Below are 25,586 nucleotides of genomic sequence, written 5' to 3'. Positions count from 1 at the left end.
CTTGCTGTGCGTCGGCTGTTCGAACGCCGCCGCATCGCGCGGAACGTTACCGTATCGCGATCAGATGACCACTTCGACGCCCTCGCCAGGTGCCTTGCCTGACACCCGTTCGGATTCGAGGGCCTGCTGCAGGATGATCACGGCCGCGGCCTGGTCGATGACGGCCCGGCCCTTCTTGGACTTCACGCCCGAGGCCCGCAGCCCCTGACTGGCCGTCACGGTCGTCATCCGCTCGTCCACGAGGCGGACCGGCACCGGTTCGATGCCCTTGGCCAGCTCCTGCGCGAAGGCACGGACCTTGACGGCGGCCGGGCCCTCGCCCCCCTTGAGGGAGCGAGGGAGACCGACGACTACCTCGATCGGCTCATACTCCGCCACCAGTTGACGCAACCGGCGGTGGGCGGCGGGGATGTCCCGGCCGGGGACCGTCTCCACCGGGGTGGCGAGGATCCCGTCGGGGTCGCACGAGGCGACCCCGATCCGGGCGTCCCCGACGTCGATCGAAAGCCGACGTCCTCTGCGCATTTCCGACCGTTTCCTTACTCGGAGATCAGCTGGCGGTCTCGCCCGTCACTTGGCCGTCTCGGCGACGAGACGCTCGACGGCCTCGGCGGCCTCGCCGACGGCGGCCGGGTTCTGGCCGCCGCCCTGGGCGACGTCCGGCTTGCCGCCGCCGCCGCCGCCGAGGGTCTTGGCGGCCGTACGCACCAGGTCACCGGCCTTCAGGCCACGCTCGCGAGCGGCCTCGTTGGTGGCGATGACCGTCAGCGGCTTGCCGTTGTTCACGGTGAACAGGGCGACCACGGCGGCCCGGCCGCCCTGGATGCGGCCACGCACGTCGAGGACCAGCCTGCGCAGGTCGTCCGGCGTGGTGCCGTCCGGCACCTGGCCGGTGACCAGGGCGATGCCCCGCACGTCCTTGGCGGACTCGGCGAGACCACCGGCGGCCTGGAGCACCTTCTCGGCGCGGAACTTCTCGATCTCCTTCTCGGCGTCCTTCAGCTTGCCGAGCATGGCGGAGACCTTCTCCGGCAGTTCCTCCGAGCGGCCCTTGAGCAGCTCGGTCAGCTGGTTGACGACCGTGTGCTCACGGGCGAGGAAGTTGTAGGCGTCCACGCCGACCAGGGCCTCGATGCGGCGCACACCCGAGCCGATGGAGGACTCGCCGAGCAGCTTCACCAGGCCCAGCTGGGCGGTGTTGTGCACGTGCGTGCCACCGCACAGCTCCTTGGAGAAGTCGCCGATGGTCACCACGCGGACCCGCTCGCCGTACTTCTCGCCGAACTCGGCGATGGCGCCCTGCTTCTTGGCCTCGTCGATGCCCATGACCTCGGCGCGCACGTCGAGGTCGCGGGCCAGCACCTCGTTGATCTTCTGCTCGACGTCGGTCATCACGGCCGTCGGCACGGCGGACGGCGAACCGAAGTCGAAGCGGAAGCGGCCGGGCTGGTTCTCGGAACCGGCCTGGGCGGCCGTCGGGCCGAGGGCGTCGCGCAGGGCCTGGTGGGTGAGGTGGGTGGCCGAGTGGGCGCGGGCGATGGCCTTGCGGCGGCGGTTGTCGATGGAGGCGTGGGCCTTGGCACCGACCGTCACCTCGCCGACCTGGACCACGCCCTTGTGGACGTAGACACCCGGGACCGGCTTCTGGCAGTCGCGGATCTCGATCACGGCGCCGGAGTCGATCCTGATGCGGCCGGTGTCGCCGATCTGGCCGCCGCCCTCGGCGTAGAACGGGGTGCGGTCCAGGACGACCTCGACCTCGTCGCCCTCGGAGGCGGCCGGCGAGGAGACGCCGTCGACCAGCAGGCCGACGACGGTGGACTCGGCCTCGGTGTCGGTGTAGCCGATGAAGTCGGTGGCACCGGCGCTGTCGGCGATCTGGCGGTAGGCACCGAGGTCGGCGTGGCCGGTCTTCTTGGCCTGGGCGTCGGCCTTGGCGCGCTCCCGCTGCTCCTTCATCAAGCGCCGGAAGCCCTCCTCGTCCACGGACAGGCCCTGCTCGGCGGCCATCTCCAGGGTGAGGTCGATCGGGAAGCCCCAGGTGTCGTGGAGCAGGAAGGCCTTCTCGCCGGACAGGACGGAACCACCGGACTGCTTGGTCTCGGTGACGGCGGTGTCCAGGATGTTGGTGCCCGCCTTCAGCGTCTTCAGGAAGGCGTTCTCCTCGGCCAGGGCGACCTTCTCGATGCGCTCGCGGTCGGTCACCAGCTCCGGGTACTGCTGGCCCATCATGCCGATCACGGTGTCGATGAGGTCCTTGACCACCGGACCGGTGGCACCGAGCAGGCGCATGTTGCGGATGGCGCGGCGCATGATGCGGCGCAGCACGTAGCCGCGGCCCTCGTTGCCCGGGGTGACGCCGTCGCCGATGAGCATCACGGACGTGCGCATGTGGTCGGTGACCACGCGCAGGGAGACGTCCGAGTCGTGGGCGTCGCCGTAGCGGACGCCGGTCAGCTCGGTGGCCTTCTCGATGACGGCCATCGAGGTGTCGATCTCGTACATGTTCTGCACGCCCTGCAGAATCATGGCGAGGCGCTCGAGACCGAGGCCGGTGTCGATGTTCTTGCTGGGCAGGTCGCCGAGGATCTCGAAGTCGTCCTTGCCGGTGCCCTCGCCCCGCTCGTACTGCATGAAGACGAGGTTCCAGATCTCCACGTACCGCTCGTCGTTGACGGCCGGGCCGCCCTCGACGCCGAACTCGGGGCCGCGGTCGTAGTTGATCTCGGAGCACGGGCCGCAGGGGCCGGGGACGCCCATGGACCAGAAGTTGTCCTTCTTGCCCAGGCGCTGGATGCGCTCCTTGGGCACGCCGACGACCTCGTGCCAGATCTGCTCGGCCTCGTCGTCGTCCTGGTAGACGGTGATCCACAGGCGCTCGGGGTCGAGCCCGTAACCGCCCTTGTCCCGGGAGCTGGTGAGCAGCTCCCAGGCGTACTTGATGGCGCCTTCCTTGAAGTAGTCGCCGAAGGAGAAGTTGCCGCACATCTGGAAGAACGTGCCGTGGCGGGTGGTCTTGCCGACCTCTTCGATGTCGGGCGTGCGCACGCACTTCTGCACGCTGGTGGCGCGCTGGAACGGCGGCTTGACCTCGCCCAGGAAGTAGGGCTTGAAGGGCACCATGCCGGCGGGGACGAGGAGCAGAGTCGGGTCGTCCGCGATGAGCGACGCCGAAGGGACGACGGTGTGCCCGCGCTCCTCGAAGAAGCTCAGCCAGCGGCGGCGAATCTCGGCCGACTCCATCAGTGGTCCTCATTCCGGTTGTACGAGTGCATCGGGGATTCGATGTACTTCGGGTGGGTGCGGTCGGTGCTCGGGGTGTACTCGATGGCGGCGAGCCGCCGGGGGGCGGGGAGTCCGGGGTCCTCCCGGATGCCGAGGGCCTCCTGGAGCTCGTGCTCCCGCTGGGCCATGTTGTCGCGGACGTCGAGCGCGAAACCGACCGCGCGGTCCTTCAGGCGCTGTCCGGTCTCCAGGGCCTTGTCGGCCGCGGTCGCGGCCAGGCTCTCGGGGGTCAGCTGCCGCAGCTTGCGGTTGACCTTGGCGGTGGCCCAGACGCCGGCGGCGACGCCGGTGGTGAACCAGAACGTACGGCGGAACATGGCTCGGTCTCAGTCCCTCTTCCCGCGGAGGTTGCGCTTGCGTCGTGCGGCGGGGACCGTGCGACCCACGATCACGGTACGCCGGGGCGACTTCTCGGGCACGTCCTCCGCCCGGCGGCCGCCGAGCGCCCGGCGGACGCCGTAGCCGAAGGCCGCGACCTTGACCAGCGGGCCGCCGAAGGTGGAGGCGACGGTGGTCGACAGGGCGGAGGCGTTCGAGGTGACCTCCTGGACGTCGGTGGCGATCGCGTCGACCCGGTCGATCTGGGTCTGCGCGGAGCGCACGGCCTGGGAGGCGTCCGCGAGCAGCGGGACGGCCTGGTCGGTCACGTCCGCCACGAGCTTGGTGGTCGCCTTGAGCGTCTGGGCCAGCCTCACGAGAGCCACCGCGAGGAAGGAGACCAGGATCGCCCAGAAGACGGCCACCAGGATCCCGGCCACCTCGCCACCGGACACTGTGCGCACCCGCTCCCTGAAAACGTGCCTGAGCATCGGAAAAGTCGTGTCCCGAGCCTATCGCGCCGGGGCGGACGCTCCGTACCGGTTTCCCGCGCGAGCGGTGGAGTCGCGGGAAGCGATTGTACGGAACGAACACGGTTCAGTACGCTCCGTGTCCCATGCGAGGTCCTCAGTGCCCAGAACCTTTCGCCGACGGCGGGCGGCCCCTCGAACTGACCGGATTCGTCGGACGTACGGCGGAGGCGGCGGGGCTCGCCGCGGCACTGCGGTCGGCCCGGCTGGTGACCGTGACCGGGGCCGGCGGCGTGGGCAAGTCCCGGCTGGCCGCGCGGGTCGCCGCGGACGGGGAGACGGCGCACGGCTGGGTGGAACTGGCGACGGCGCACGACCCCGAGTTCGTGGAGTACGAGGTGGCGGAGGCCCTCGGGCTCACCGACCACACCACGCGGGCGCCGCGCGAGACGGTGCCGGAGCAGCTGGCCGGGCGCCCGGTGCTGCTGGTCCTCGACGGGTTCGAGCACCTGGTGGACGCCACGGCCGAGCTGGTCTCGGAGCTGCTGCGCAAGCTGCCCGAGCTGCGGGTGCTGGCGGTGGGCCGGCGGCCGCTCGGCCTGGCGGGCGAGCGGCTGTTCCCGCTGGCGCCGCTCGGCGCGGACGAGGCGGTGGAGCTGTTCACCGACCGGGCCCGGGAGCAGGGGGTCCCGGTGTCCGACGGTCCCGAGGTGCGGGAGCTGTGCCGACGCCTGGACGGCATCCCGCTGGCACTGGAGCTGGCTGCGGGGCGGCTGCGGGCCCTGTCCCCCGCGCAGCTGCTGGACCGCCTGGACGACCGGTTCCGGCTGCTGACCGGCGGCGGCCGCGACGTGCTGCCCCGGCACCAGACGCTGCGCACGGCGATCGGCTGGAGCCATGAGCTGTGCACCCCGTCCGAGCGGCTGCTGTGGGCGCGGCTCACGGTGTTCGCGGGGACCTTCGACCTGGAGGCGGTCGAGTACGTGTGCAGCGGGGACGGACTGCCCGAACCGGACGTCCTCGACGTGCTCTGCGAGCTGGTGGCCCAGTCGGTGATCACCCGTGAGGAGACCCCGGCGGGGTCGCGCTACCGGATGCTCGACACCGTGCGGGCCTACGGAGCCGGCTGGCTGGAGGCGACCGGGGACGCGGCCCGGCTGCGCCGGCGGCACCGGGACTGGTTCCTGGGGCTGGCGACCTGGTGCGAGCAGGAGTGGTTCTCGCCCCGGCAGCGGGAGGTGGCGGCGCGGGTGGCCGTGGAGCTGCCCAGCCTGCGGGCCGCGCTGGAGTTCTGCCTCACCCAGCCCGAGGAGGCGCATCTCGGCCAGTACCTCGCGGGGTCGCTGTGGTTCTGCTGGGTGGGCTGCGGACGGCTCGCGGAGGGGCGGCGCTGGCTGGAGCGGAGCGCGGCCCTGGAGTCGGGGTACGAGCGGTCCCGGCTCAAGGCGCTGTGGGTGCTCGGCTATGTGGCGGTGCTCCAGGGCGACCGCGGGCCGGCGCGGGAGGCGCTGCGCGCGTGCCGGGAGCGGGCGGAGCGGGCGGCCGACCCGCTGGCGGTGGCGTACGCCGAGCACCGCACCGGCTGTCTGGCGCTGGTGACGGACGACCTGCCGCGTGCAGAAACGCTGCTGCGGTCGGCACTCGCCCGCTACGGGGAGATCGGCGAGCTGAACAGCAACGTGCTCATGGGGCGGGTCGAGCTGGCGATGGCACGAGCCTTCCAGGGGGACCTGCCGGACGCGGTGCGGCTGTGCGAGGACGTGCGCCGGGTGTGCGAGGAGCACGGGGAGCGCTGGGCGCGGTCGTACGCGCTGTACGTGCTGGCGTACGCGGCCTGGCGGGACGGCGCCCCGGCACGCGCCCGGGAGCTGTTGACCGACTGCCTGCGCAACGCCCACGCTTTCGACGACCTGCTCGGCTCGGTCCTCTCCCTCGAACTCCTCGCCCTGGTGACGGCGGCCGAGGGGGACGCCGCCGAGGCCGCCCTCCTCCAGGGCGCGGCCGCCCGTTCCTGGCTCTCGGTGGGTCTCCCCCTCTTCGGCTCGGCGCACTACAGCGCCCCGCACGCACAGTGCGAGACGACCGCCCGCGAGGCGCTGGGCGACGCCCGTTACGAGGAGTGCGTACGACGCGGAGCGCGCCTGGACCGGGAGGCCGCGGTGGGCCGGGCGCTGGGCCGGGACGGGGCACGACCGCCGGCCTCGGTGCCGGCGCCCCGGGGGGTGTCGCGGTGGGACGCGGTGAGGACGGGCGGGGGCTGCGAGGCCGGGAAGCAGCGGTAGGACGGACGCGGGCGGGGCGCGACGGGGCGGGGGCGCGACCGGGGCGCACCCGTGCGGGCCCGCCGCCTCTCCGGTACCGGCCCGCACAACGCGAACCCGCGGTCGGCGCCGGCCCGGCCAGGCCGGGAAAACGCGGACCCGCCGCCTCTCCGCCCAGCGGGACGGGGAAGACGGCGGGCCGGAGTGCGGTGCTGCGCCGGGGCTGGGATCAGCGGGCGTAGTACTCGACGACGAGCTGCTCGTCGCAGATCACCGGGATCTCCTTGCGGTTCGGCTCGCGGTCCAGGCGGAACGCCAGGGCCTTGAGGTTCACCTGGAGGTAGCGCGGGGTCTCGCCGTCCGCGGCGAAGCCACCCTCACGGGCGATCTGGAAGAGCGTCTTGTCCTTGGAGCGGTCGCGGACCTGCACGACGTCGTCCGGACGGACGCGGAAGGACGGCTTGTCGACCTTCTGGCCGTTGACCTGGATGTGGCCGTGGACGACCATCTGGCGGGCCTGGTAGATCGTGCGGGCGAGACCCGAACGCAGGACCAGCGCGTCGAGGCGGCGCTCCAGCTCCACGATCAGGGCCTCACCGGTCTTGCCCTGGACCTTGGACGCACGCTCGTAGGCGCGGACCAGCTGGCGCTCGGAGATGTCGTACTGAGCGCGCAGGCGCTGCTTCTCCAGCAGACGGACCTTGTAGTCCGAGTTCTGCTTGCGGCCGCGGCCGTGCTCACCCGGCGGGTAGGGGCGGGCCTCGAAGTACTTGACGGCCTTCGGGGTCAGCGCGATGCCGAGGGCACGCGACTTCTTGACCTTGGGGCGGGACTGGTTCGCCACTGTCTCAATCTCGTTTCGTAGTGTTCGGCTTGCCAGGGTTTCGGGAGGTCGCATCCGCAGCCGGGAAAACCCGCTGGTCCCCACGGGACCTGCCGGGCAGCCGCTTCCCTGGTCTGGGCACATACGTGCAGCACGCGAGTGGCCCACCGACCGCTCCCGGGCTCCGGGTGGTGGTGGGCTGCCCGCGACACCGATCGACGGTGCGCGACGCTCCTGGAGTCCGTCCCCGGGAGGACGGGATCTCCGGCCCGCTGTCCCGCTCTGACGGCACGGGACTGGGCGCTTCGGAGCATTCTACAGGCTGCTCAGGACCGTCTGCGACCGAGGTGCTTGCGGGTCCAGTCGACCGCGTCCGCGTACCGCGCCTCGGCGCCGTGCCGGCTCGGCGCGTAGTACTCGCGGTCCTTCAGCGCGTCCGGGGCGTACTGCTGCTCGGCGATGCCCTCGGGCAGGTCGTGCGGATACACGTACCCCCGCGCGTGGCCGAGTCTGGCGGCGCCCTTGTAGTGACCGTCGCGCAGATGCGGGGGCACCGAGCCCGCGAGGCCCTTGCGCACGTCCTCCAGGGCGGCGCCTATCGCGGTCGTCGCGGAGTTGGACTTCGGGGCGAGCGCGAGGGCGATGGTGGCGTGGCTGAGGGTCAGCGCCGCCTCGGGGAAGCCGATCATGGCGACGGCCTGGGCGGCGGCGACCGCGATGGGCAGCGCGTTCGGGTCGGCCAGGCCGATGTCCTCGCTGGCGGAGATCATCAGGCGCCGGGCGATGAACCGGGGGTCCTCGCCGGCCTCGATCATGCGGGCGAGGTAGTGCAGGGCCGCGTCCACGTCGGAGCCGCGGATGGACTTGATGAGGGCGCTGGCGACGTCGTAGTGCTGGTCGCCGTCGCGGTCGTACTTCACCGCCGCGCGGTCCACGGTCTGTTCGAGGGTCGCGAGGGAGATCTCGCTCTCGCCCTGGTCGAGTGCGGCCCCGGCGGCGGCCTCCAGCGCGGTCAGGGCGCGGCGGGCGTCGCCGCCGGCGATGCGCAGCAGGTGGTCCTCGGTGTCCTCGGGGAGGGTGACCGCGCCCTTCAGGCCGCGCTCGGCGTCCAGGGCGCGGCGGAGCAGGCCGCGGATGTCGTCGTCGGTGAGGGGTTCGAGGGTGAGCAGCAGGGAGCGGGACAACAGCGGGGAGATCACCGAGAAGTAGGGGTTCTCGGTGGTGGCCGCGATCAGGGTGACCCAGCGGTTCTCGACGGCGGGCAGCAGGGAGTCCTGCTGGGCCTTGCTGAAGCGGTGGATCTCGTCCAGGAAGAGGACGGTCTCGGTGCCGAAGCCGCCGGCGGCGCGGCGGGCGCCGTCGATGACGGCGCGCACCTCCTTGACGCCCGCGGTGATCGCGGACAGCTCCACGAAGCGCTTGTTGGTGGCCTTGGAGACGACGTACGCGAGGGTCGTCTTGCCGGTGCCGGGCGGGCCCCACAGGATCACCGAGGACGGTCCGGCGGGGCCGCCGGAGCCCTCGCCGACCAGGCGGCGCAGGGGCGAACCGGGCTTGAGCAGGTGCTGCTGGCCCACGACCTCGTCGAGCGTGCGCGGGCGCATCCGCACCGCCAGGGGACTGGCCGCCGGGTCCTTCTCCTGGCGTTCCTCGGCTGCTGCGGTGAAGAGGTCGGGTTCCACGCTGAAACCCTAAGACACGGCACCGACAATCCGGCCCGCCGCCCGGGGCCGGGCGGTGGGCCGGGCCGCGGGCGAGGGCTCAGGCCCAGAGCTGGCTGCCCCAGCGGGTCAGGATCAGCATGGCGATGATGCCGCAGTGGGTGACCGGGAGCACCCACGTGAACTCGCCGAAGAAGGAGCGCAGCCAGCGCGGGGCGGGCAGGAAGCCGTTGCGGACGTTGAACGAGGTGACGTACCAGAACATGGTGATCGTGGCGACCCAGGCGAGCGAGCACCACAGGCACAGGGCGTTGATCCGGTACAGGGACTCGAACTGCAGCCAGGTGACGAAGCAGACGCCGAAGAGGGTGCCGAAGTCGAACGTCAGCCAGTACCAGCGCGGGAAGCGGGCGCGGGTCAGCAGGCTCATGCCGACGCAGATCACGACGCCGTAGCAGACCAGGCCGAGCATCGGGTTGGGGAAGCCGAAGACGGCGGCCTGCTTGCTCTCCATCACGCTGCCGCAGGAGACCACCGGGTTCACGCTGCACCCCGGGGTGAAGGTCTTGCCCGCGACCTTGTACTCGAGGATCTTGAACTTGTCGAGCGTGATCACCCAGGCGGCCAGCAGTCCGGCCGCGCCGGTGATGACCAGCATCAGGGCGAAGGCGCGGCTGCCGCCCGCCGTACGGGCGTCGGCGGGGCGGTCGGGACCGGGCACCGCGGAGACGTCGTTGACTGTCGTCTTGCTCATCACGCCGATTCCGTCACTTGAGAGTTGGACCATCTTCGGGCACCGGCCATTGTGCCGCACCCTCCTGTGTGTCCACCGTTCGGCGGACCCAACCCGTTCCGCCCGATGGTCACGGAGCGTGGGGTTCGTGCCGGCGCATCAAGGCCATGACAGCACACGTGAACGAATTCGGGGTGAACGCACGGGGACCGCGCGGGCGGTCGGGGGACGTGGCGGTGGACGGGCGGGGATCTCGGCATCCGGCGGCGGGTGGCGTCCGGCCTGCTCGGACGCGGGCGGGCACACCCCGGTGGGGTCCTCCAGGCCGACCGGTTCCCCCAGAAGCGAGGTCCCGGCGTCCGAAACGGACCCGGCGCCGGGCGGCCGCGCCGGGCGGTCCCCGATCGGAATCGACCGGCAGGACGAACCGGCACCCACCGGGTTGACGAGTGCGCCCACCGAATGCCGGTCGGTCACCGGCTTCGCGGGCGGGGACCGGGCGGGTTCCGTTCAGCACGCCGCGCTCCTGCTCGCCGCCGAGGCGGCGGCCCGGGTGCGTGCCCGAAGATGCCCGCCCACACCCCGCGGCGCGGACTGCCTGAGCAGCGGGAAGGGCGCCGGGGAGATCCCCGGCGCCCTTCCCTTGCGTCGTGCCGCTAGCCGAGCCGCGACTCCAGCTCCGCCACGATCTCGTTGACGCCGATCGCCGTCTGCTCGCCGGACCGCATGTCCTTGAGCTGGACGACGCCCTCGGCGAGGTCGCGCTCACCGGCGACGAGGGCGTAGCGCGCGCCGCTGCGGTTGGCGCTCTTCATCGCGCCCTTGAGGCCCTTGCCGCCGTAGGCGAAGTCCGCCGCGATGCCCACCTTGCGCAGCTCGGTGATCTTGGCGAACAGGACGCGCCGGGCCTCCTCGCCGAGCGGGACGGCGTAGACGGAGGTGCTGGCGGGGATGTCCAGCTCCACGCCCTCGGCCTCCAGCGCGAGGACCGTGCGGTCGACGCCGAGGGCCCAGCCGACGGAGGGCAGCGCGGGGCCGCCGATCATCTCGGACAGGCCGTCGTAGCGGCCGCCGCCGCCCACCGCGGACTGCGAGCCGAGGCCGTCGTGCACGAACTCGAAGGTGGTGCGGGTGTAGTAGTCCAGGCCGCGGACCAGCTTCGGGTCGTCCTCGAAGGCCACGCCCGCCGCGGTGATCAGCTCGCGGACCTCCTCGTGGTACGTCTTGCACGCGTCGCACAGGTAGTCGCGCAGCAGCGGGGCGCCGGTGAGCTGCTTCTGGACGGACTCGCGCTTGTCGTCGAGGACGCGCAGCGGGTTGATCTCGGCGCGCCGGCGTGTGTCCTCGTCGATGTCGAGGCCGCGCAGGAAGTCCTGGAGCGCGGCCCGGTACACCGGCCGGCACTCCTTGTCGCCCAGGCTGTTGAGCAGGATGCGGAAGTTGCGCAGGCCCAGCGAGCGGTACGCCTGGTCGGCCAGGATGATCAGCTCGGCGTCGAGTGCCGGGTCCTCCGCGCCGATCGCCTCGGCGCCCACCTGGGAGAAGTGGCGGTAACGGCCCTTCTGCGGGCGCTCGTAGCGGTAGTACGAGCCCGAGTACCAGAGCTTGACCGGGAGGTTGCCGGTCTTGTGCAGGTTGGCCTCCAGGGCCGCGCGCAGCACGGAGGCCGTGCCCTCGGGGCGCAGGGCGAGCTTGTCCCCGCCCTTGGTCTCGAAGGCGTACATCTCCTTGGTCACGATGTCGGTTGACTCGCCGACGCCGCGCGCGAACAGCTCGACGTTCTCGAAACCGGGGGTCTCGATGTAGCCGTAGCCGGAGTTGCGCAGCGGAGCGGCGATCGCCTCACGGACCGCGAGGTACGTGGCCGAGTCCGGCGGGATCAGGTCGTAGGTGCCCTTGGGGGCCTGGAAGGTGCTCACGGGAAGCTCTCTCGTCACATTCCTCGTCGGGGAGCCGCGGGGGCTCCCTGGCCGGCGGCCACTTCCCGCAGATAGGGGTTGGTGGCGCGCTCGCGGCCGATGGTCGTCTGGGGGCCGTGGCCGGACAGGACCACGGTGGAGTCGTCGAGCGGCAGGCACACCCGTGCCAGCGACCCGAGCATGTCCGCCATGGATCCGCCCGGCAGGTCGGTGCGTCCGATGGAGCCGGCGAACAGCAGATCCCCGGAGAAGAACACCGACGGGACGTCGGCGCTCTCGGGCATCCGGAAGGTCACCGACCCCTTGGTATGGCCCGGCGCGTGCGCGACGGAGAACTCCAGTCCGGCCAGCTCCAGCCGCGCGCCGTCGGCCAGTTCCCTGACGTCGTCGGGCTCGCCCACGGTCAGCTCGCCCATGAGGGGCATGCCGATGGAGCGGCCGAGCGCCTTCTCCGGGTCGCTCATCATGAAGCGGTCCTCGGGGTGGATCCAGGCGGGGACGTCATGGGCGCCGCACACGGGGACGACCGAGGCCACATGGTCGATGTGGCCATGGGTGAGGACGACCGCGACGGGCTTGAGCCGATGCTTCTTCAGCGTCTCCTCGACTCCCTCGGCGGCCTGGTGGCCCGGGTCGATGATCACGCACTCCTCACCGGCGGCGGGGGCGACGAGGTAGCAGTTCGTCCCCCAGGCCCCGGCGGGGAACCCGGCAATGAGCACGATCGTCCTTCGTTTCATCGGTTGACAGGCGGTGACAAGGCGGCCTCGGCCGCACTCAGAGCCTACCGGCGCTGCCGTTTCCTCAGCGAACCCATATACGGTACGGGGCTACACGCAGTGGTCGGCCCACGAGGACGCACGCGTACCGCTCGACACACGACACGCATGAGGAGAGAACCCGGTGGTCAGCCAGGAGCAGCGGCGGCGTCAGCTCGCCCGGGAGAAGTTCTTGCGGCAGCAGCAGCGGCGCACCGAGTCGCGGCGCAAGGCCCGTGTGCGCAACTCCGCGATCGCGTCGGTACTGGGCGTGATCGTGATCGGCAGTGTGGCGCTGTACACGACCCACGTGCTGGGAGGCGACGACAAGAAGACCGACGCGAGCGCCAAGACCACGCCGAGCGCGTCCGCGAAGCCGAGCAAGGCGCCGGACCCGTGCCGGAAGCCGGCCGCGGGCTCGGTGCAGAAGCTCAGCTGGAAGAAGGAGCCGGCGATGTCGATCGACACGTCGGCGAAGTACACGCTGGACCTCGCGACGACGTGCGGTGACATCCCGATCGCGCTGAAGACGTCGGCGGCCCCGCACACGGTCAACTCCTTCGACTTCCTCGCGGGCAAGGGCTTCTTCGACCACACGAAGTGCCACCGCCTGACCACGCAGGGCATCTACGTGCTCCAGTGCGGCGACCCGCAGGGCACCGGCATGGGCGGTCCCGGCTACACGCTGCCGGACGAGAACCTGAAGGATTCGAGCCTGAAGAAGAACACGTATCCGGCGGGCACCGTGGCGATGGCCAACACCGGCCAGAAGCACACCGGTGGCAGCCAGTTCTTCCTGGTCTACAAGGACAGCCCGCTGCCGCCCCAGTACACCCCGTTCGGCACGATCTCCGCGTCCGGCATGAAGGTGCTGGACAAGATCGCGGCGGCCGGCGAGAGCACCGGCCAGGGTGACGGTGCCCCGAACGCGACCGTTGTGATCAACAAGGCGACGGTCGCCAAGTCCTGAGGGCGGTCAAGGCCGTCGGCGGAATTTCGGTCGCGCTGGATGCGGACAGGGAACCCGCTGGTCGCCTATGTTGGCCGTGACGAAACTGTGGTGGATGCCCGGGGGCGCTGAGGCACCCCGCAGGCATCATGTGGAGGAGGCGCTGTGAGCAGCGACCCGTGGGGCCGCGTCGACGAGACGGGGACCGTGTACGTGCGTACGGCCGACGGCGAGCAGGTCGTCGGATCCTGGGCGGCCGGCTCCCCTGAGGAGGCGCTGGCCTACTTCGAGCGCAAGTACGAGGGCCTGGTTGTCGAGATCGGCCTCCTCGAGAAGCGAGTGCGGACCACCGACCTGTCGGCGAAGGACGCCCAGACCGCCATCGGCCACCTGCGCGAGCAGGTGGACGCGCACCACGCGGTCGGCGACCTGGCGGCGCTGAGCGGTCGGCTGGACAAGCTCGTGGAGACGGTCGAGGCGCGCCGCGAGGAGCGCAAGGCCCAGCGGGCCAAGCAGTCCGACGAGGCCCGCAAGGCCAAGGAGGACCTGGTCGTCGAGGCGGAGCAGCTCGCGCAGTCCGACCAGTGGCGGGCCGCGGGTGAGCGGCTGCGGGCGCTGGTGGACACCTGGAAGGGGCTGCCGCGTCTGGACCGCAAGTCCGACGACGAGCTGTGGCACCGCTTCTCGCACGCCCGGTCGGCGTTCTCCAAGCGCCGCAAGGCGCACTTCGCACAGCTGGACGCGCAGCGCGAGGACGCCCGCCGGATCAAGGAGCGGTTGGTCGCCGAGGCCGAGGCGCTGTCCGGTTCCACGGACTGGGGTCCGACGGCGGCCCGTTACCGCGATCTGATGTCGGAGTGGAAGGCCGCGGGCCGCGCCCAGCGCGAGCACGAGGACGACCTGTGGAACCGCTTCCGCGGCGCCCAGGACGTGTTCTTCGCGGCGCGCAGCTCGGTGTTCGCCGAGCGGGACGCGGAGCAGGCGGAGAACCTGAAGCTCAAGGAGGAGCTGGCCGAGGAGGCCGAGAAGCTCCTGCCGATCGGCGATCTGAAGGCCGCCCGTGCCGCCTTCCGTTCGATCAACGAGCGCTGGGAGGCCATCGGCCACGTCCCCAGGGACGCGCGGCCGAAGGTCGAGGGCCGGATGCACGCGGTCGAGCGGGCGATCCAGGAGGCCGAGGAGGCCGAGTGGCGCCGCACGAACCCGGAGGCGCGTGCGCGTGCCGAGGGTCTGACCGGTCAGCTCCAGGCCGCCGTGGACAAGCTGGTGGCGCAGATCGAACAGGCCCGCGCCCAGGGCAACACCGCGAAGGCCGACAAGCTGCAGAAGGAACTGGAGGGCCGCCAGGCACTCCTGGACCAGGCTCTGAAGGGCCTGCACGAGTTCGGCGGCTGATTCTCCCGATGCCGGTGTGAAAGGGCCCCGTACGCGCGTACGGGGCCCTTTCCCTGTCTTCCGAAGCCGGCTTCCCGGGCGGTGCTGGCGGTTACGACCGGCTGCGTCCGGAGGTCACGCGGTAGACGTCGTACACGCCCTCCACGCCCCGTACGGCCTTCAGGACGTGGCCGAGGTGCTTGGGGTCACCCATCTCGAAGGTGAAGCGGGAGGTGGCGACGCGGTCGCGGGAGGTCTGGACGGCGGCCGAGAGGATGTTGACGTGCTGGTCGGACAGCACGCGGGTGACGTCCGACAGCAGCCGGGAGCGGTCCAGGGCCTCGACCTGGATGGCGACCAGGAAGACCGAGGACTGCGTGGGCGCCCACTCGACGTCGAGGATGCGCTCCGGCTCCCGGGACAGCGACTCCACGTTGACGCAGTCGCTGCGGTGCACGGAGACGCCGCTGCCGCGGGTGACGAAGCCGATGATCGGGTCGCCGGGCACCGGGGTGCAGCAGCGGGCCAGCTTGACCCACACGTCGTCGACGCCCTTGACCACGACACCGGGGTCCGCGCTGGAGCGGCGCTTGCGGCCGCGGCCGCGGGACGGCGGGACGGACTCGTCGATCTCCTCGGTGGCGGCCTCCTCGCCGCCGAGGGCCTGTACCAGCTTCTGCACGATGTTCTGCGCGGAGACATGGCCCTCGCCTATCGCCGCGTACAGGGCGGAGATGTCCGAGTACCGCATCTCGTGGGCGAGCGTGATCAGGGAGTCGCCGTTCAGGATGCGCTGGATCGGCAGGTTCTGCTTGCGCATGGCCCGCACGATGGCGTCCTTGCCCTGCTCGATCGCCTCGTCCCGGCGCTCCTTGGAGAACCAGGCGCGGATCTTGTTGCGCGCCCGGGGCGACTTGACGAAGCCGAGCCAGTCGCGGGAGGGCCCGGCGCCGGTCGCCTTGGAAGTGAAGACCTCGACCAGGTCGCCGTTGTCCAGGGTCGATTCGAGCGGTACGAGGCGGCCGTTGACCCGCGCTCCTATGGTGCGGTGGCCGACCTCGGTGTGCACCGCGTAGGCGAAGTCCACCGGGGTGGCGCCCGCAGGGAGCGCTATGACGTCGCCCTTGGGGGTGAAGACGAAGACCTCGTTGCGGGAGAGGTCGAAGCGCAGGGACTCCAGGAACTCGCCCGGGTCCTCGGTCTCCTTCTGCCAGTCCAGCAACTGCCGCAGCCACGCCATGTCGTTGATGGCGTCCTTGTCCTTGCCTGCCGTCCTCGGCGCGTCGGTGCGCACCTTGGAGGCGCCGGCGACGGCCTCCTGCTTGTACTTCCAGTGCGCGGCGATGCCGTACTCGGCGCGGCGGTGCATGTCGAAGGTGCGGATCTGCAGTTCGACGGGCTTGCCGTTGGGACCGATCACCGTGGTGTGCAGCGACTGGTACATGTTGAACTTGGGCATCGCGATGTAGTCCTTGAACCGGCCGGGGACCGGGTTCCATCGCGCGTGCACGGTGCCGAGGGCGGCGTAGCAGTCGCGGACGGTGTCGACCAGGACGCGGATGCCCACCAGGTCGTAGATCTCCGCGAAGTCGCGGCCGCGGACGATCATCTTCTGGTAGACGCTGTAGTAGTGCTTCGGGCGGCCGGTGACGGTCGCCTTGATGCGGGCCGCGCGCAGGTCGGACTGGACCTCGTCGGTCACTATGGCGAGGTACTCGTCGCGCTTGGGCGCCCGTTCGGCCACCAGCCGGACGATCTCGTCGTACATCTTGGGGTAGAGGATCGCGAAGGCGAGGTCCTCCAGTTCCCACTTGATGGTGTTCATGCCCAGGCGGTGGGCGAGCGGCGCGTAGATCTCCAGGGTCTCGCGCGCCTTCTTCTCCTGCTTCTCTCGCTTGAGATAGCGCATGGTGCGCATGTTGTGCAGGCGGTCGGCGAGCTTGATGACCAGGACGCGCGGGTCCTTGGCCATGGCGACGACCATCTTGCGCACGGTCTCGGCCTGCGCCGCCTCGCCGAACTTCACCTTGTCCAGCTTGGTGACGCCGTCGACGAGGAGGGCCACGGTGTCGCCGAAGTCGCGGCGCAGCTGGTCGAGTCCGTACTCGGTGTCCTCGACGGTGTCGTGCAGCAGGCCCGCCATGAGCGTGGCCGGGTCCATGCCCAGCTCGGCGAGGATGGTGGTGACGGCGAGCGGGTGCGTAATGTACGGGTCGCCGCTCTTGCGCTTCTGGCCGCGGTGCCAGCGCTCGGCGACCTGGTAGGCGCGCTCGATCTGGCGGAGGGTGGAGTTCTCGATCTTCGGGTCGTTGCTGCGCACTATCCGCAGCAGCGGTTCCAGGACCGGGTTGTACGGGTTCGCGCGCTGGACGCCGAGGCGGGCCAGGCGGGCGCGGACGCGGCTCGAGGAGCCGGTGCGGCCGGGCTGCACGGCGGGCGGGCGCACGACGGGGGGCTGGGCGGGACGCTCGGCGGGGACCGCCGGTTTGGGACGGGAGACCTCGGCGGGCTTCTCGACGGAGGCGGACGGGGCGTGCTCGACCGCCCCGCGGGTGTCGTTCTTCGCGGTCGACACGTTCGGCGCGGGCTTGGCCGCGGGCGCCGAGGCGGGCTCGGGCTTGGCGGCGGTCAGTGGCTGGGCCTCGTCTGGCAAGAGGGCTCCTCGTGCACGTTCCGGGTCCCCCGGTCAGGCTCCGGAGACCCCATGGTAGCGATCCCGCCGCCGCGGATCGTCCGCAGGCGGACCGTAGGGACCGACTACCCCTGTAACGCCTGGGATGCACGGGGGATTCCGGGGAGGTGGCCGAAAAGTGATGCCCGGCGGAACCGGTGGGGGCGGTTCCGGCCGGGGAGACACCGCACGGACCGCGTCGGCGAGGGCGGGTCCGCGGTGGGGAGACGCCCTACGGCCGCCCCGGGCGGGTGCCGGGGCGGCCGTAGGGCGTTGCGGGGTAGGCCGGGTCACACCTGGAGGAGGGCCTCCAGGGGGGCTCCGGCGAGGGTGGGCTCCAGGCGGGTGCGGGCACCGAGGAAGCCGAGCTCCATCAGGACGGCGAGGCCCGCGACGTCGGCACCGGCGCGCTGGATGAGGTGGATGGCCGCCTCGGCGGTGCCGCCGGTGGCCAGCACGTCGTCCACGATCAGGACGCGGTCGCCGGAGGACAGGTCCTCGGCGTGCACCTCGATCTCGGCCGAGCCGTACTCCAGGTCGTAGGCCTGGCCCAGGGTGGCCCCGGGCAGCTTGCCGGCCTTGCGGACCGGGATGAAGCCCAGGCCCGCGCGGACGGCGACGGGGGCGCCGAGGATGAAGCCCCGGGCCTCCAGACCGACGATCTTGGTGGCGCCCGTGCTCGCGGCGATGCCCGCGAGGGTGTCGGTCAGGGCGGTGAACGCGGCGGGGTCCGCCAGCAGCGGGGTGATGTCCTTGAACATCACGCCCGGCTCCGGGTAGTCCGCGACGTCGCGAATGCGGCTGAGCAGCAGCTCCTGGATGTCGGTCATCGGCGCTTGCCCGCCTGACGGCCGCGGCCCCGGCCGCGGGAGACGGACTGGTTGCGCGGGCCGACCACGGCGGGCGCGGCGTCCTCGGCGTCATCGCCACCGGCGGTGACGGGACCGTCCTCCGAAGCGGCCTGGGCGCGCTTGGCCATGACCCGCTTGGTGAGCGCCTTCATCGCGGGCTCGCGCTCCTTGAGGTCGGCGACGAGCGGGGTGGCGATGAAGATCGAGGAGTAGGCGCCGGCCGCGAGGCCGACGAACAGCGACAGCGAGATGTCGTTCAGGTCGCCGGCGCCGAGGAAGCCGCCGCCGATGAAGAGCAGACCGGCGACCGGCAGCAGGGCGACGACCGTGGTGTTGATCGAGCGGACCAGGGTGCCGTTGATCGAACGGTTGGCGATCTCGCTGTAGGTGAAGCGGGTCTGCTTGGTGATGTCCTTCGTCTGCTCCTTGAGGCTGTCGAAGACGACGACCGTGTCGTAGAGCGAGTAACCGAGGATCGTCAGCAGACCGATGATGGTGCCGGGCGAGACCTCGAAGCCGACCAGGGCGTAGATACCGGTCGTGATGGTGATGTCGTGGATCAGGGCGACCAGGGCCGCGACGGCCATGCGCCACTCGAAGGCGATGGCCAGGTAGATCACGACGAGCACCATGAAGATCGCCAGGCCCTCCCAGGCCTTGTTGGCGATCTCCTGGCCCCAGCTCGGGCCGACCAGGTCGGCGGCGAGCTTCTCGGGGTTGAGGTTCAGGTCCTTGGCGAGGGTCTGCTTGATCTGGTCGGACTTGGCGGTGTCCACGCCGGCGATCTGGATGCGCAGGCTGCCGTTGCCGAGCTTCTGCACGACGGCCTGGTGGCCGGAGGCGTCCCTGGCGTACGTCTCCGCCTGGGCGACCGAGGTGCTCATGTGGTTCGGCGTGGTGAAGACGGCACCGCCCTGGAAGTCGATGCTCATGTTCAGGCCGCGCACCGCCAGACCGAGGATGGCCGTGATGGTGATGAGGATCGAGACGCCGTACCAGATCTTGCGCTTGCCGACGAAGTCGTAGCTGATCTCGCCGCGGTGCAGCCGGGCGCCGAGGGAGCCGAGTTTCGACATCGCTCATGCCTCCTTCGGGTCGACAGGGCCGGCGGCGGGACCGGCGGGACGGCGGGTGCGGCGCAGCGGCGGCTTGCCACCGAGGCTCTTCGGGTCCAGGCCGGACCACTTGTGGCCGTTCGCGAAGAACTTGCGGCGGGCCAGCAGGGTCATCAGCGGCTTGGTGAACAGGAAGACGACGACCACGTCGAGCACGGTGGTCAGACCCAGCGTGAACGCGAAGCCCTGGACCTTGCCGACGGTCACGATGAACAGCACCGCGGCGGCGAGGAACGACACGAAGTCGGAGACCAGGACGGTGCGCCGGGCGCGCGGCCAGGCACGCTCGACGGCGGGTCGCAGCGAGCGGCCCTCGCGGATCTCGTCCCTGATGCGTTCGAAGTAGACGATGAACGAGTCGGCGGTGATGCCGATGGCCACGATGGCACCGCAGACGGCCGGCAGGTTCAGCGCGAAGCCGATGGCCGGGCCGAGCAGCGACATGATCACGTACGTGAGGATCGCGGAGACCACGAGGGAGGCCATGGCGACCAGCGACAGGCCGCGGTAGTAGACCACCAGGTAGATCACGACCAGGGCGAGGCCGATGGCGCCGGCGAGCAGGCCCGCGTGCAGCTGCTCACCGCCGAGCGCGGCGGTCACGGTGGTGACGGACTGCTCCTGGAAGGACAGCGGCAGGGCGCCGTACGACAGCATGTTGGCGAGGCTCTGCGCGTCCTGCTGCGTGAAGCTGCCGGAGATCTCCGCCTGGCCGCCGGTGATGGCCAGGCTGACGTACGGGCTGGAGACGACCTCGCCGTCCAGGACGATGCCGAACTCGTTCTGCGGGGCCTGGTTCTTGGCCAGCTGGCCGGTGATGTCGGCGAACTTCTTGGCGCCCGTGGAGTTGAAGGTCATCTGGACCTGCCAGCCGGAGGCGCCCTGGGTGTCGAAGACCGCCTGGGCCTTCTTCACCTCGGTGCCGTCCACGGCGGCGGGGCCGAGCAGGTACTTGTAGTAGCCCTTGCCGATCTTGCCGCAGGCGATGGTGGGGTCGCCGGGCTTGGCGTTGTTGCCGGCCTTGGCGCGGTCGTCGGGCTTGGAGCAGTCCAGGGCGGTGAACGCGGCCTGGAGCTTGGCGGTGTCCGTGCCGCCGGAGGCCGAGGGGGTCGGCTTCGGGGAGGAACCACCGGTGGGCGTCGCGCTCGGCGAGGGGCTGGAGCCCGCCTTGAGAGCGTCGGTGACCGCGCGGCCCTGGGTGGTCGCGGAGGCCGTGGGGGACGCGGTGCCGGGCGAGGATGCCTTCTGCGAGGAGGAGGCGCTCGGCGAGGAGCTGGAGCCCGGCTTGGGCGAGGAGCCGACGGTCGGGGAGCCGCTCGGCGAGGGGCTGGCCGCGGCGCCGCTGGGCTCGCTCGCCAGCACGGGGCGGAAGTAGAGCTTGGCGGTGGTGCCGACCTGCTGCTGGGCCTCCTTGGAGTTGGTGCCCCGCGGGATGTTGACGATGATGTTGTCGGTTCCCTGGGTCTGCACCTCCGCCTCGGAGACGCCGAGGCCGTTGACACGGCGGTTCATGATGTCGACCGCGGTGTCCATGTTGGCCTTGTTGATCGCGGACCCCTGGTCGGCCTTCGCCTTGAGCGTGATGCTCGTACCACCGGCGAGGTCGATGCCGAGACGCGGAGTGGTGTGCCCGGAGACGAACATCCCTCCGGTGAGCGCCACGATGGCGATCAGGATGAGGGCCAGTGAGCGCCCTGGTTTGCTCTGGGCGCTCGCGCTCCGGCCCTTCTTAGGTGCTGCCACCTTCTCGTACTCCCTCTCGGGCCGCTCGGCGCCCGGTCGGCGCTCGGCGGCCATGACATGGTGTCGGGCTCCCCGTGCGGGAAACAGACGCGCCCGGCGGTGCGCGGGGCGTGATTATGCCGTCTCGCGTACCACCGGGGCGTGACTACTTCGCGTCGGAGTCGCCGTCGGTCTTCTTCGGCTGGTCCTCCGTCGTGGCCGCGCCGGACTCGGACCCGTCGGCGGCGTCCTCGTCGGCGTCCTTCTTACCGAGGTCGATCTTGTCGTCGGAGGCGGCGGCAGCGGCGGCAGATCCGTCGGTCTCGTCGGTCTCGGTGAGGGAGGAGGCGTCGTCCGGGACGATGTCGGCGTCGGACTTCAGGTCGTGCTCGATGCCGTGCACGATGCGGTTGTACTCGTCGTCGGTGAGGACGGCGCCGATCGCGTTCTTCGCGAAGAGGAGGTCCACGCCGGGGGCGGCGTCGAGGAGCACGGTGTCCTCGTTGACTTCCTTGACCGTCGCGTACATTCCCCCGATCGTGCGGACACCGGAGCCGGGCTGCATCTCGTTGCGCATCTGGGCGGCCTGCTGCTGCTTCTTCTTGGCAGAGCGCGTCATCAGGAACATGGCCGCGATGAGCACGATGAACGGGAGAAGGGTATAGGCATTCACGGGACGGGATTTCCTTCGCGCGACCGCGACGGACAGCGGCCTTTTCGGGGATGGGGGTGTGTCGGCGCCGCCCGCAAGGGCGGCATCGGCGGAGTCTAAGCGAGTCCGCGCACATGGAACAACGCTCAGCATGGCACCTGGGTTCCGCACCGGGCCACCGCTCGAGTGGGCGGCGCATCCGGTGCCGGAGGTGTCACGTCCCGAACAGGTCCTGTTGTCCGTTTCCCGACGTGGCGGCGCCGGGCGGGGTGAGACCGAGGTGTGTCCAGGCGGCGGGGGTGGCGACGCGGCCGCGCGGGGTGCGGGCCAGCAGTCCCTCTCGTACCAGGAAGGGTTCGGCCACCTCCTCGACGGTCTCCCGCTCCTCCCCCACCGCGACGGCGAGCGTGGACAGGCCGACGGGTCCGCCGGCGAAGAGCTTCAGCAGCGCCTCCAGGACGGCGCGGTCCAGCCGGTCCAGGCCCCGCGCGTCGACCTCGTAGACGGCGAGGGCGGCCGCGGCGATCTCGCGGGTGATCACGCCGTCGGCCTTGACCTGCGCGTAGTCGCGGACGCGGCGCAGCAGGCGGTTGGCGATGCGGGGGGTGCCGCGGGAGCGTCCGGCGATCTCGGCGGCGCCCTCCGTCTCGATGCCGACGTCCAGGAGCTGCGCGGAGCGGTGCACGACGCGCTCCAGTTCGCGGGGCTCGTAGAACTCCATGTGCGCGGTGAAGCCGAAGCGGTCGCGCAGCGGGGGCGGCAGCAGTCCGGCCCGGGTGGTGGCGCCGACCAGGGTGAACGGGGGCAGTTCGAGGGGGATGGCGGTGGCGCCGGGGCCCTTGCCGACGATGACGTCGACGCGGAAGTCCTCCATCGCCATGTAGAGCATCTCCTCGGCGGGCCGGGACATGCGGTGGATCTCGTCCAGGAAGAGGACCTCGCCCTCCTGGAGAGAGGAGAGGATCGCGGCGAGGTCGCCGGCGTGCTGGATGGCGGGTCCCGAGGTGATGCGGATGGGGGCGCCCATCTCGGCCGCGATGATCATCGACAGGGTGGTCTTGCCGAGGCCGGGGGCGCCGGAGAGGAGCACGTGGTCGGCGGTGGCGCCGCGGGCGCGGGCCGCGCGCAGCACCAGGTCGAGCTGCTCGCGGACCTTCTCCTGGCCGATGAACTCGCCGAGGTCCTTGGGGCGCAGGGCTGCCTCGACGGCCTGGTCCTCGCGATCGGCGGCGGAGCCCACCAGCCGCTCCGCGGGGGGTACGGGCGGCCGCTCGTCGGCGGGTGTGTCGGCCGTGTCGTCCCAGTTCATGTGGTGTGCCTCAACAAAGGGTGGGGGTCAGCGGGCTCGGTTCAGGGTCTGCAGGGCGGCCTTCAGGAGCTGGCCGACCTGCGGGGTGCCGCCCGCCGCCTCGGCCTGGGGGGCCACGGCGGACACGGCCTCCTCGGCCTCGCGGGTGGCGTAGCCGAGCCCGATGAGGGCCGCGTGCAGCTGGTCGCGCCAGCCCTGGGTGACCGGGGCGCCGACCGCGGGGGCGCCGACGGGCGCGCCGAGACGGTCCTTCAGTTCGAGGAGCAGCTTCTGGGCGCCCTTCTTGCCGATGCCGGGGACCGCGGTGAGGGCCTTCTCGTCCCCGGTGGCGACGGCGCGGCGCAGCGCGTCCGGGCTGTGCACGGCGAGCATGGCCTGGGCGAGGCGGGGGCCGACGCCGCTGGCGGTCTGGAGCAGGACGAAGACCTGGCGGGCGTCGTCGTCCGCGAAGCCGTACAGGGTCAGCGAGTCCTCGCGCACGACCAGGGAGGTGTGCAGCTTGGCGGGCTGTCCGACGCGGAGCGTGGAGAGGGTGTCCGGGGTGCACTGGACGGCCATGCCGACGCCGCCGACCTCCACCACCGCGGCGTCGGGGGCGAGCGCGGCGACCGTGCCGCTGACGAAGGCGATCATGCCGTACGGCCTTTCGTTGCGTGGGCGGTGTGCAGGGCGAGGGCCTGCTGGAGCCGGTTCTGGGCGGGGGCGCGCCAGATGTGGCAGATGGCGAGGGCGAGGGCGTCGGCGGCGTCGGCGGGTCTGGGGGGCGCGGCGAGCCGGAGCAGCCGGGTGACCATGGCGCCGACCTGCGCCTTGTCGGCGCGGCCCGAGCCGGTGACGGCGGCCTTGACCTCGCTGGGGGTGTGCAGCGCGACGGGGATGCCGCGGCGGGCGGCGCACAGCATGGCGACGGCGCTGGCCTGGGCGGTGCCCATCACGGTGCGCACATTGTGCTGGCTGAAGACGCGCTCCACGGCGACGAACTCGGGCCGGTGCTCGTCCAGCCACTCCTCGATGCCCTGTTCGACGGCGAGCAGCCGGTCGCTGAGTTCGGCGTCCGCGGGGGTGCGGACGACACCGACGCCGATCAGGGTGAGCGGGCGGCCGGCGACCCCCTCGACCACGCCGACCCCGCACCGGGTCAGCCCCGGGTCCACCCCCAGTACCCGCACGGTCCCTCCCCTTGAGCGCTCGATCACCTGTTTGTGCAGGCTATCGGGTGCCACCGACAAGGCCGCGCACCAACGCCCCACAACGCGACGGGCCGACGGGGTGTCCCGTCGGCCCGGTCGGTCAGCCGTACGCGCTACGCGTCCACCTTCTCCATGATCTCGTCGCTCACGTCGAAGTTGGCGAAGACGTTCTGCACGTCGTCGCTGTCCTCCAGGGCGTCGATCAGCTTGAAGATCTTCTTGGCGCCCTCCTCGTCCAGCTCGACCTGCATGGTCGGGACGAAGTTGGCCTCGGCCGAGTCGTAGTCGATGCCGGCCTCCTGGAGGGCGGTGCGGACCGCGACCAGGTCGGTGGCCTCGCTGAGCACCTCGAAGGACTCGCCGAGGTCGTTGACCTCCTCGGCACCCGCGTCCAGGACGGCGCCGAGCACGTCGTCCTCGGTCAGCTCGCCCTTGGGGACGATGACGACGCCCTTGCGGTTGAAGAGGTACGACACCGAGCCCGGGTCGGCCATGTTGCCGCCGTTGCGGGTCATGGCGACGCGCACGTCGGAGGCGGCGCGGTTGCGGTTGTCGGTGAGGCACTCGATGAGCACCGCGACCCCGTTCGGGCCGTAGCCCTCGTACATGATCGTCTCGTAGTCGGCGCCGCCGGCCTCGAGACCGCCACCGCGCTTGATCGCGGAGTCGATGTTCTTGTTCGGGACCGACTGCTTCTTGGCCTTCTGGACGGCGTCGTAGAGCGTGGGGTTACCGTCCAGGTCCACGCCGCCCATGCGCGCCGCGACCTCGATGTTCTTGATCAGCTTCGCGAAGAGCTTGCCGCGCTTGGCGTCGATCACGGCCTTCTTGTGCTTCGTCGTAGCCCATTTAGAGTGGCCGGACATCTGCCTGTCTCCTTCGCGTTACCCATCTATGAACGAACGCCTGAGATCCTACAAGGACTCCGCGGTGGCCTGGGCGCGCACCATGTCCACGAACAGGGCGTGGACGCGGTGGTCACCGGTCAGCTCCGGGTGGAACGACGTGGCGAGCGCGTTGCCCTGGCGGACGGCGACGATGTGGCCGTCGTGCTCGGCGAGCACCTCGGCGTCCGCGCCGACGGACTCCACCCAGGGGGCGCGGATGAAGACGCCCTCCACAGGATCGCCGGTGACGCCCTTGACGCCGACCTTCGCCTCGAAGGACTCGTTCTGGCGTCCGAAGGCGTTGCGGCGCACGATCATGTCGATGCCGCCGATGGTCTCCTGGCCCGAACGCGGGTCGAGGATCTTGTCGGCCAGCATGATCATGCCCGCGCAGGTGCCGTAGACGGGCATGCCGGCGCGCACGCGGGCACGCAGGGGCTCCATCACGCCGAAGAGCACGGCCAGCTTGGAGATGGTGGTGGACTCCCCGCCGGGCAGGACGAGCGCGTCGACCTCGGCGAGTTCCTCGGGGCGCCGCACCGGCCTGGCCACGGCGTCCGCCGCGGCCAGGGCGATGAGGTGCTCCCGTACGTCGCCCTGGAGGGCCAGGACGCCAATGACAGGAGTGTTCATGGGAT

The 25,586-nt window shown here is 71.1% G+C and carries 22 protein-coding genes; 3 read left to right on the top strand and 19 right to left on the bottom strand.

Translation table 11 applies throughout. From position 1 onward, the window contains the following. Positions 1-60: 60 nt before the first annotated feature. The 4 genes from ruvX to QSK45_RS25645 are packed head-to-tail and all read right to left on the bottom strand — an operon-like array spanning position 61 to position 4,058. Positions 61-525, bottom strand: a complete 465-nt coding sequence (gene ruvX / locus QSK45_RS25660) for a Holliday junction resolvase RuvX (protein ID WP_285560838.1) — start codon at positions 523-525, stop codon at positions 61-63. A 45-nt stretch (positions 526-570) separates the two neighbouring features. Further along, a complete protein-coding gene (alaS, locus tag QSK45_RS25655; RefSeq protein WP_285560835.1) occupies positions 571-3,243 on the bottom strand; it encodes an alanine--tRNA ligase in 2,673 nt (890 codons plus the stop codon). Next, positions 3,243-3,602: a hypothetical protein gene (locus QSK45_RS25650; protein ID WP_285560833.1), complete on the bottom strand. Its 360-nt coding sequence runs from the start codon at positions 3,600-3,602 to the stop codon at positions 3,243-3,245. The genes alaS and QSK45_RS25650 overlap by 1 nt, the downstream gene beginning before the upstream one ends. Positions 3,603-3,611: 9 nt before the next feature. Continuing rightward, a complete protein-coding gene (locus tag QSK45_RS25645) occupies positions 3,612-4,058 on the bottom strand; it encodes a DUF948 domain-containing protein (protein WP_285561057.1) in 447 nt (148 codons plus the stop codon). A 161-nt stretch (positions 4,059-4,219) separates the two neighbouring features. On the opposite strand from QSK45_RS25645, the gene QSK45_RS25640 reads away from it, so the two are divergent. Continuing rightward, positions 4,220-6,355, top strand: coding sequence for an ATP-binding protein (locus tag QSK45_RS25640; RefSeq protein WP_285560831.1), 2,136 nt, complete (start codon positions 4,220-4,222; stop codon positions 6,353-6,355). Positions 6,356-6,563: 208 nt separating this feature from the next. Here QSK45_RS25640 and rpsD read toward each other — a convergent pair whose 3' ends face one another. The 5 genes from rpsD to QSK45_RS25615 form a co-directional block, all read right to left on the bottom strand. Next, a complete protein-coding gene (rpsD, locus tag QSK45_RS25635; protein ID WP_070030068.1) occupies positions 6,564-7,178 on the bottom strand; it encodes a 30S ribosomal protein S4 in 615 nt (204 codons plus the stop codon). A gap of 305 nt (positions 7,179-7,483) precedes the next feature. Beyond that, entirely contained in the window at positions 7,484-8,839 is a 1,356-nt protein-coding gene (locus tag QSK45_RS25630; protein WP_285560825.1) for a replication-associated recombination protein A, read from the bottom strand. Positions 8,840-8,918: 79 nt separating this feature from the next. After that, complete coding sequence (locus QSK45_RS25625) at positions 8,919-9,572, bottom strand: vitamin K epoxide reductase family protein (protein ID WP_285560823.1); 654 nt, start codon at positions 9,570-9,572, stop codon at positions 8,919-8,921. A 635-nt stretch (positions 9,573-10,207) separates the two neighbouring features. Continuing rightward, complete coding sequence (gene hisS / locus QSK45_RS25620) at positions 10,208-11,470, bottom strand: histidine--tRNA ligase (protein WP_285560821.1); 1,263 nt, start codon at positions 11,468-11,470, stop codon at positions 10,208-10,210. A gap of 14 nt (positions 11,471-11,484) precedes the next feature. Beyond that, positions 11,485-12,192: an MBL fold metallo-hydrolase gene (locus tag QSK45_RS25615; RefSeq protein WP_285560819.1), complete on the bottom strand. Its 708-nt coding sequence runs from the start codon at positions 12,190-12,192 to the stop codon at positions 11,485-11,487. 181 nt (positions 12,193-12,373) lie between these two features. Here QSK45_RS25615 and QSK45_RS25610 point away from each other — a divergent pair, with 181 nt between their 5' ends. Further along, entirely contained in the window at positions 12,374-13,198 is an 825-nt protein-coding gene (locus QSK45_RS25610) for a peptidylprolyl isomerase (RefSeq protein ID WP_285560818.1), read from the top strand. 144 nt (positions 13,199-13,342) lie between these two features. After that, complete coding sequence (locus QSK45_RS25605) at positions 13,343-14,572, top strand: DUF349 domain-containing protein (RefSeq protein ID WP_285560816.1); 1,230 nt, start codon at positions 13,343-13,345, stop codon at positions 14,570-14,572. Positions 14,573-14,663: 91 nt separating this feature from the next. Here QSK45_RS25605 and QSK45_RS25600 read toward each other — a convergent pair whose 3' ends face one another. The 10 genes from QSK45_RS25600 to pdxT form a co-directional block, all read right to left on the bottom strand. Beyond that, positions 14,664-17,204, bottom strand: a complete 2,541-nt coding sequence (locus QSK45_RS25600) for a RelA/SpoT family protein (protein ID WP_285560814.1) — start codon at positions 17,202-17,204, stop codon at positions 14,664-14,666. A 308-nt stretch (positions 17,205-17,512) separates the two neighbouring features. Then, positions 17,513-18,052 carry an adenine phosphoribosyltransferase gene (locus QSK45_RS25595; RefSeq protein WP_285560812.1) on the bottom strand — a complete coding sequence of 180 codons (540 nt, stop codon included), beginning with the start codon at positions 18,050-18,052 and terminating at the stop codon, positions 17,513-17,515. Beyond that, a complete protein-coding gene (gene secF, locus QSK45_RS25590) occupies positions 18,049-19,149 on the bottom strand; it encodes a protein translocase subunit SecF (RefSeq protein ID WP_285560810.1) in 1,101 nt (366 codons plus the stop codon). Before secF ends, QSK45_RS25595 begins: the two co-directional genes overlap by 4 nt. Before the next feature lie 3 nt (positions 19,150-19,152). Continuing rightward, positions 19,153-20,931 carry a protein translocase subunit SecD gene (secD, locus tag QSK45_RS25585; protein WP_285561055.1) on the bottom strand — a complete coding sequence of 593 codons (1,779 nt, stop codon included), beginning with the start codon at positions 20,929-20,931 and terminating at the stop codon, positions 19,153-19,155. Between the two features lie 145 nt (positions 20,932-21,076). Then, positions 21,077-21,583 carry a preprotein translocase subunit YajC gene (gene yajC, locus QSK45_RS25580; RefSeq protein ID WP_285560808.1) on the bottom strand — a complete coding sequence of 169 codons (507 nt, stop codon included), beginning with the start codon at positions 21,581-21,583 and terminating at the stop codon, positions 21,077-21,079. 193 nt (positions 21,584-21,776) lie between these two features. Beyond that, a complete protein-coding gene (gene ruvB / locus QSK45_RS25575; RefSeq protein ID WP_285560805.1) occupies positions 21,777-22,871 on the bottom strand; it encodes a Holliday junction branch migration DNA helicase RuvB in 1,095 nt (364 codons plus the stop codon). 27 nt (positions 22,872-22,898) lie between these two features. Further along, the gene (gene ruvA, locus QSK45_RS25570; RefSeq protein ID WP_285560804.1) at positions 22,899-23,504 is read right to left on the bottom strand and encodes a Holliday junction branch migration protein RuvA; all 606 of its coding nucleotides are present in this window, start codon (positions 23,502-23,504) and stop codon (positions 22,899-22,901) included. Continuing rightward, on the bottom strand, positions 23,501-24,040 hold the full coding sequence (gene ruvC, locus QSK45_RS25565; RefSeq protein WP_285560803.1) for a crossover junction endodeoxyribonuclease RuvC: 540 nt from the start codon (positions 24,038-24,040) through the stop codon (positions 23,501-23,503). The genes ruvA and ruvC overlap by 4 nt, the downstream gene beginning before the upstream one ends. A gap of 134 nt (positions 24,041-24,174) precedes the next feature. Then, positions 24,175-24,927 carry a YebC/PmpR family DNA-binding transcriptional regulator gene (locus QSK45_RS25560; protein WP_285560801.1) on the bottom strand — a complete coding sequence of 251 codons (753 nt, stop codon included), beginning with the start codon at positions 24,925-24,927 and terminating at the stop codon, positions 24,175-24,177. Positions 24,928-24,975: 48 nt separating this feature from the next. After that, positions 24,976-25,581, bottom strand: a complete 606-nt coding sequence (pdxT, locus tag QSK45_RS25555; RefSeq protein WP_285560798.1) for a pyridoxal 5'-phosphate synthase glutaminase subunit PdxT — start codon at positions 25,579-25,581, stop codon at positions 24,976-24,978. Positions 25,582-25,586 lie beyond the last annotated feature (5 nt).

The sequence above is a fragment of the Streptomyces hygroscopicus subsp. hygroscopicus genome, from assembly GCF_030269125.1.
GTDB lineage: Bacteria > Actinomycetota > Actinomycetes > Streptomycetales > Streptomycetaceae > Streptomyces > Streptomyces hygroscopicus_C.
The sequence above is the reverse complement of the archived record's forward strand: the minus strand, read 5'-3'. Positions and strand labels throughout refer to the sequence as shown.

Excerpts from the sequence above, each read along its gene's own strand:
- alaS (WP_285560835.1), bottom strand. The coding sequence starts at position 3,243 with ATGGAGTCGGCCGAGATTCGCCGCCGCTGGCTGAGCTTCTTCGAGGAG.
- secF (WP_285560810.1), bottom strand. The coding sequence starts at position 19,149 with ATGTCGAAACTCGGCTCCCTCGGCGCCCGGCTGCACCGCGGCGAGATC.
- pdxT (WP_285560798.1), bottom strand. The coding sequence starts at position 25,581 with ATGAACACTCCTGTCATTGGCGTCCTGGCCCTCCAGGGCGACGTACGG.
- QSK45_RS25640 (WP_285560831.1), top strand. The coding sequence starts at position 4,220 with ATGCGAGGTCCTCAGTGCCCAGAACCTTTCGCCGACGGCGGGCGGCCC.
- QSK45_RS25595 (WP_285560812.1), bottom strand. The coding sequence starts at position 18,052 with ATGACCGACATCCAGGAGCTGCTGCTCAGCCGCATTCGCGACGTCGCG.
- ruvB (WP_285560805.1), bottom strand. The coding sequence starts at position 22,871 with ATGAACTGGGACGACACGGCCGACACACCCGCCGACGAGCGGCCGCCC.
- ruvA (WP_285560804.1), bottom strand. The coding sequence starts at position 23,504 with ATGATCGCCTTCGTCAGCGGCACGGTCGCCGCGCTCGCCCCCGACGCC.
- QSK45_RS25650 (WP_285560833.1), bottom strand. The coding sequence starts at position 3,602 with ATGTTCCGCCGTACGTTCTGGTTCACCACCGGCGTCGCCGCCGGCGTC.
- QSK45_RS25625 (WP_285560823.1), bottom strand. The coding sequence starts at position 9,572 with ATGAGCAAGACGACAGTCAACGACGTCTCCGCGGTGCCCGGTCCCGAC.
- ruvX (WP_285560838.1), bottom strand. The coding sequence starts at position 525 with ATGCGCAGAGGACGTCGGCTTTCGATCGACGTCGGGGACGCCCGGATC.
- QSK45_RS25560 (WP_285560801.1), bottom strand. The coding sequence starts at position 24,927 with ATGTCCGGCCACTCTAAATGGGCTACGACGAAGCACAAGAAGGCCGTG.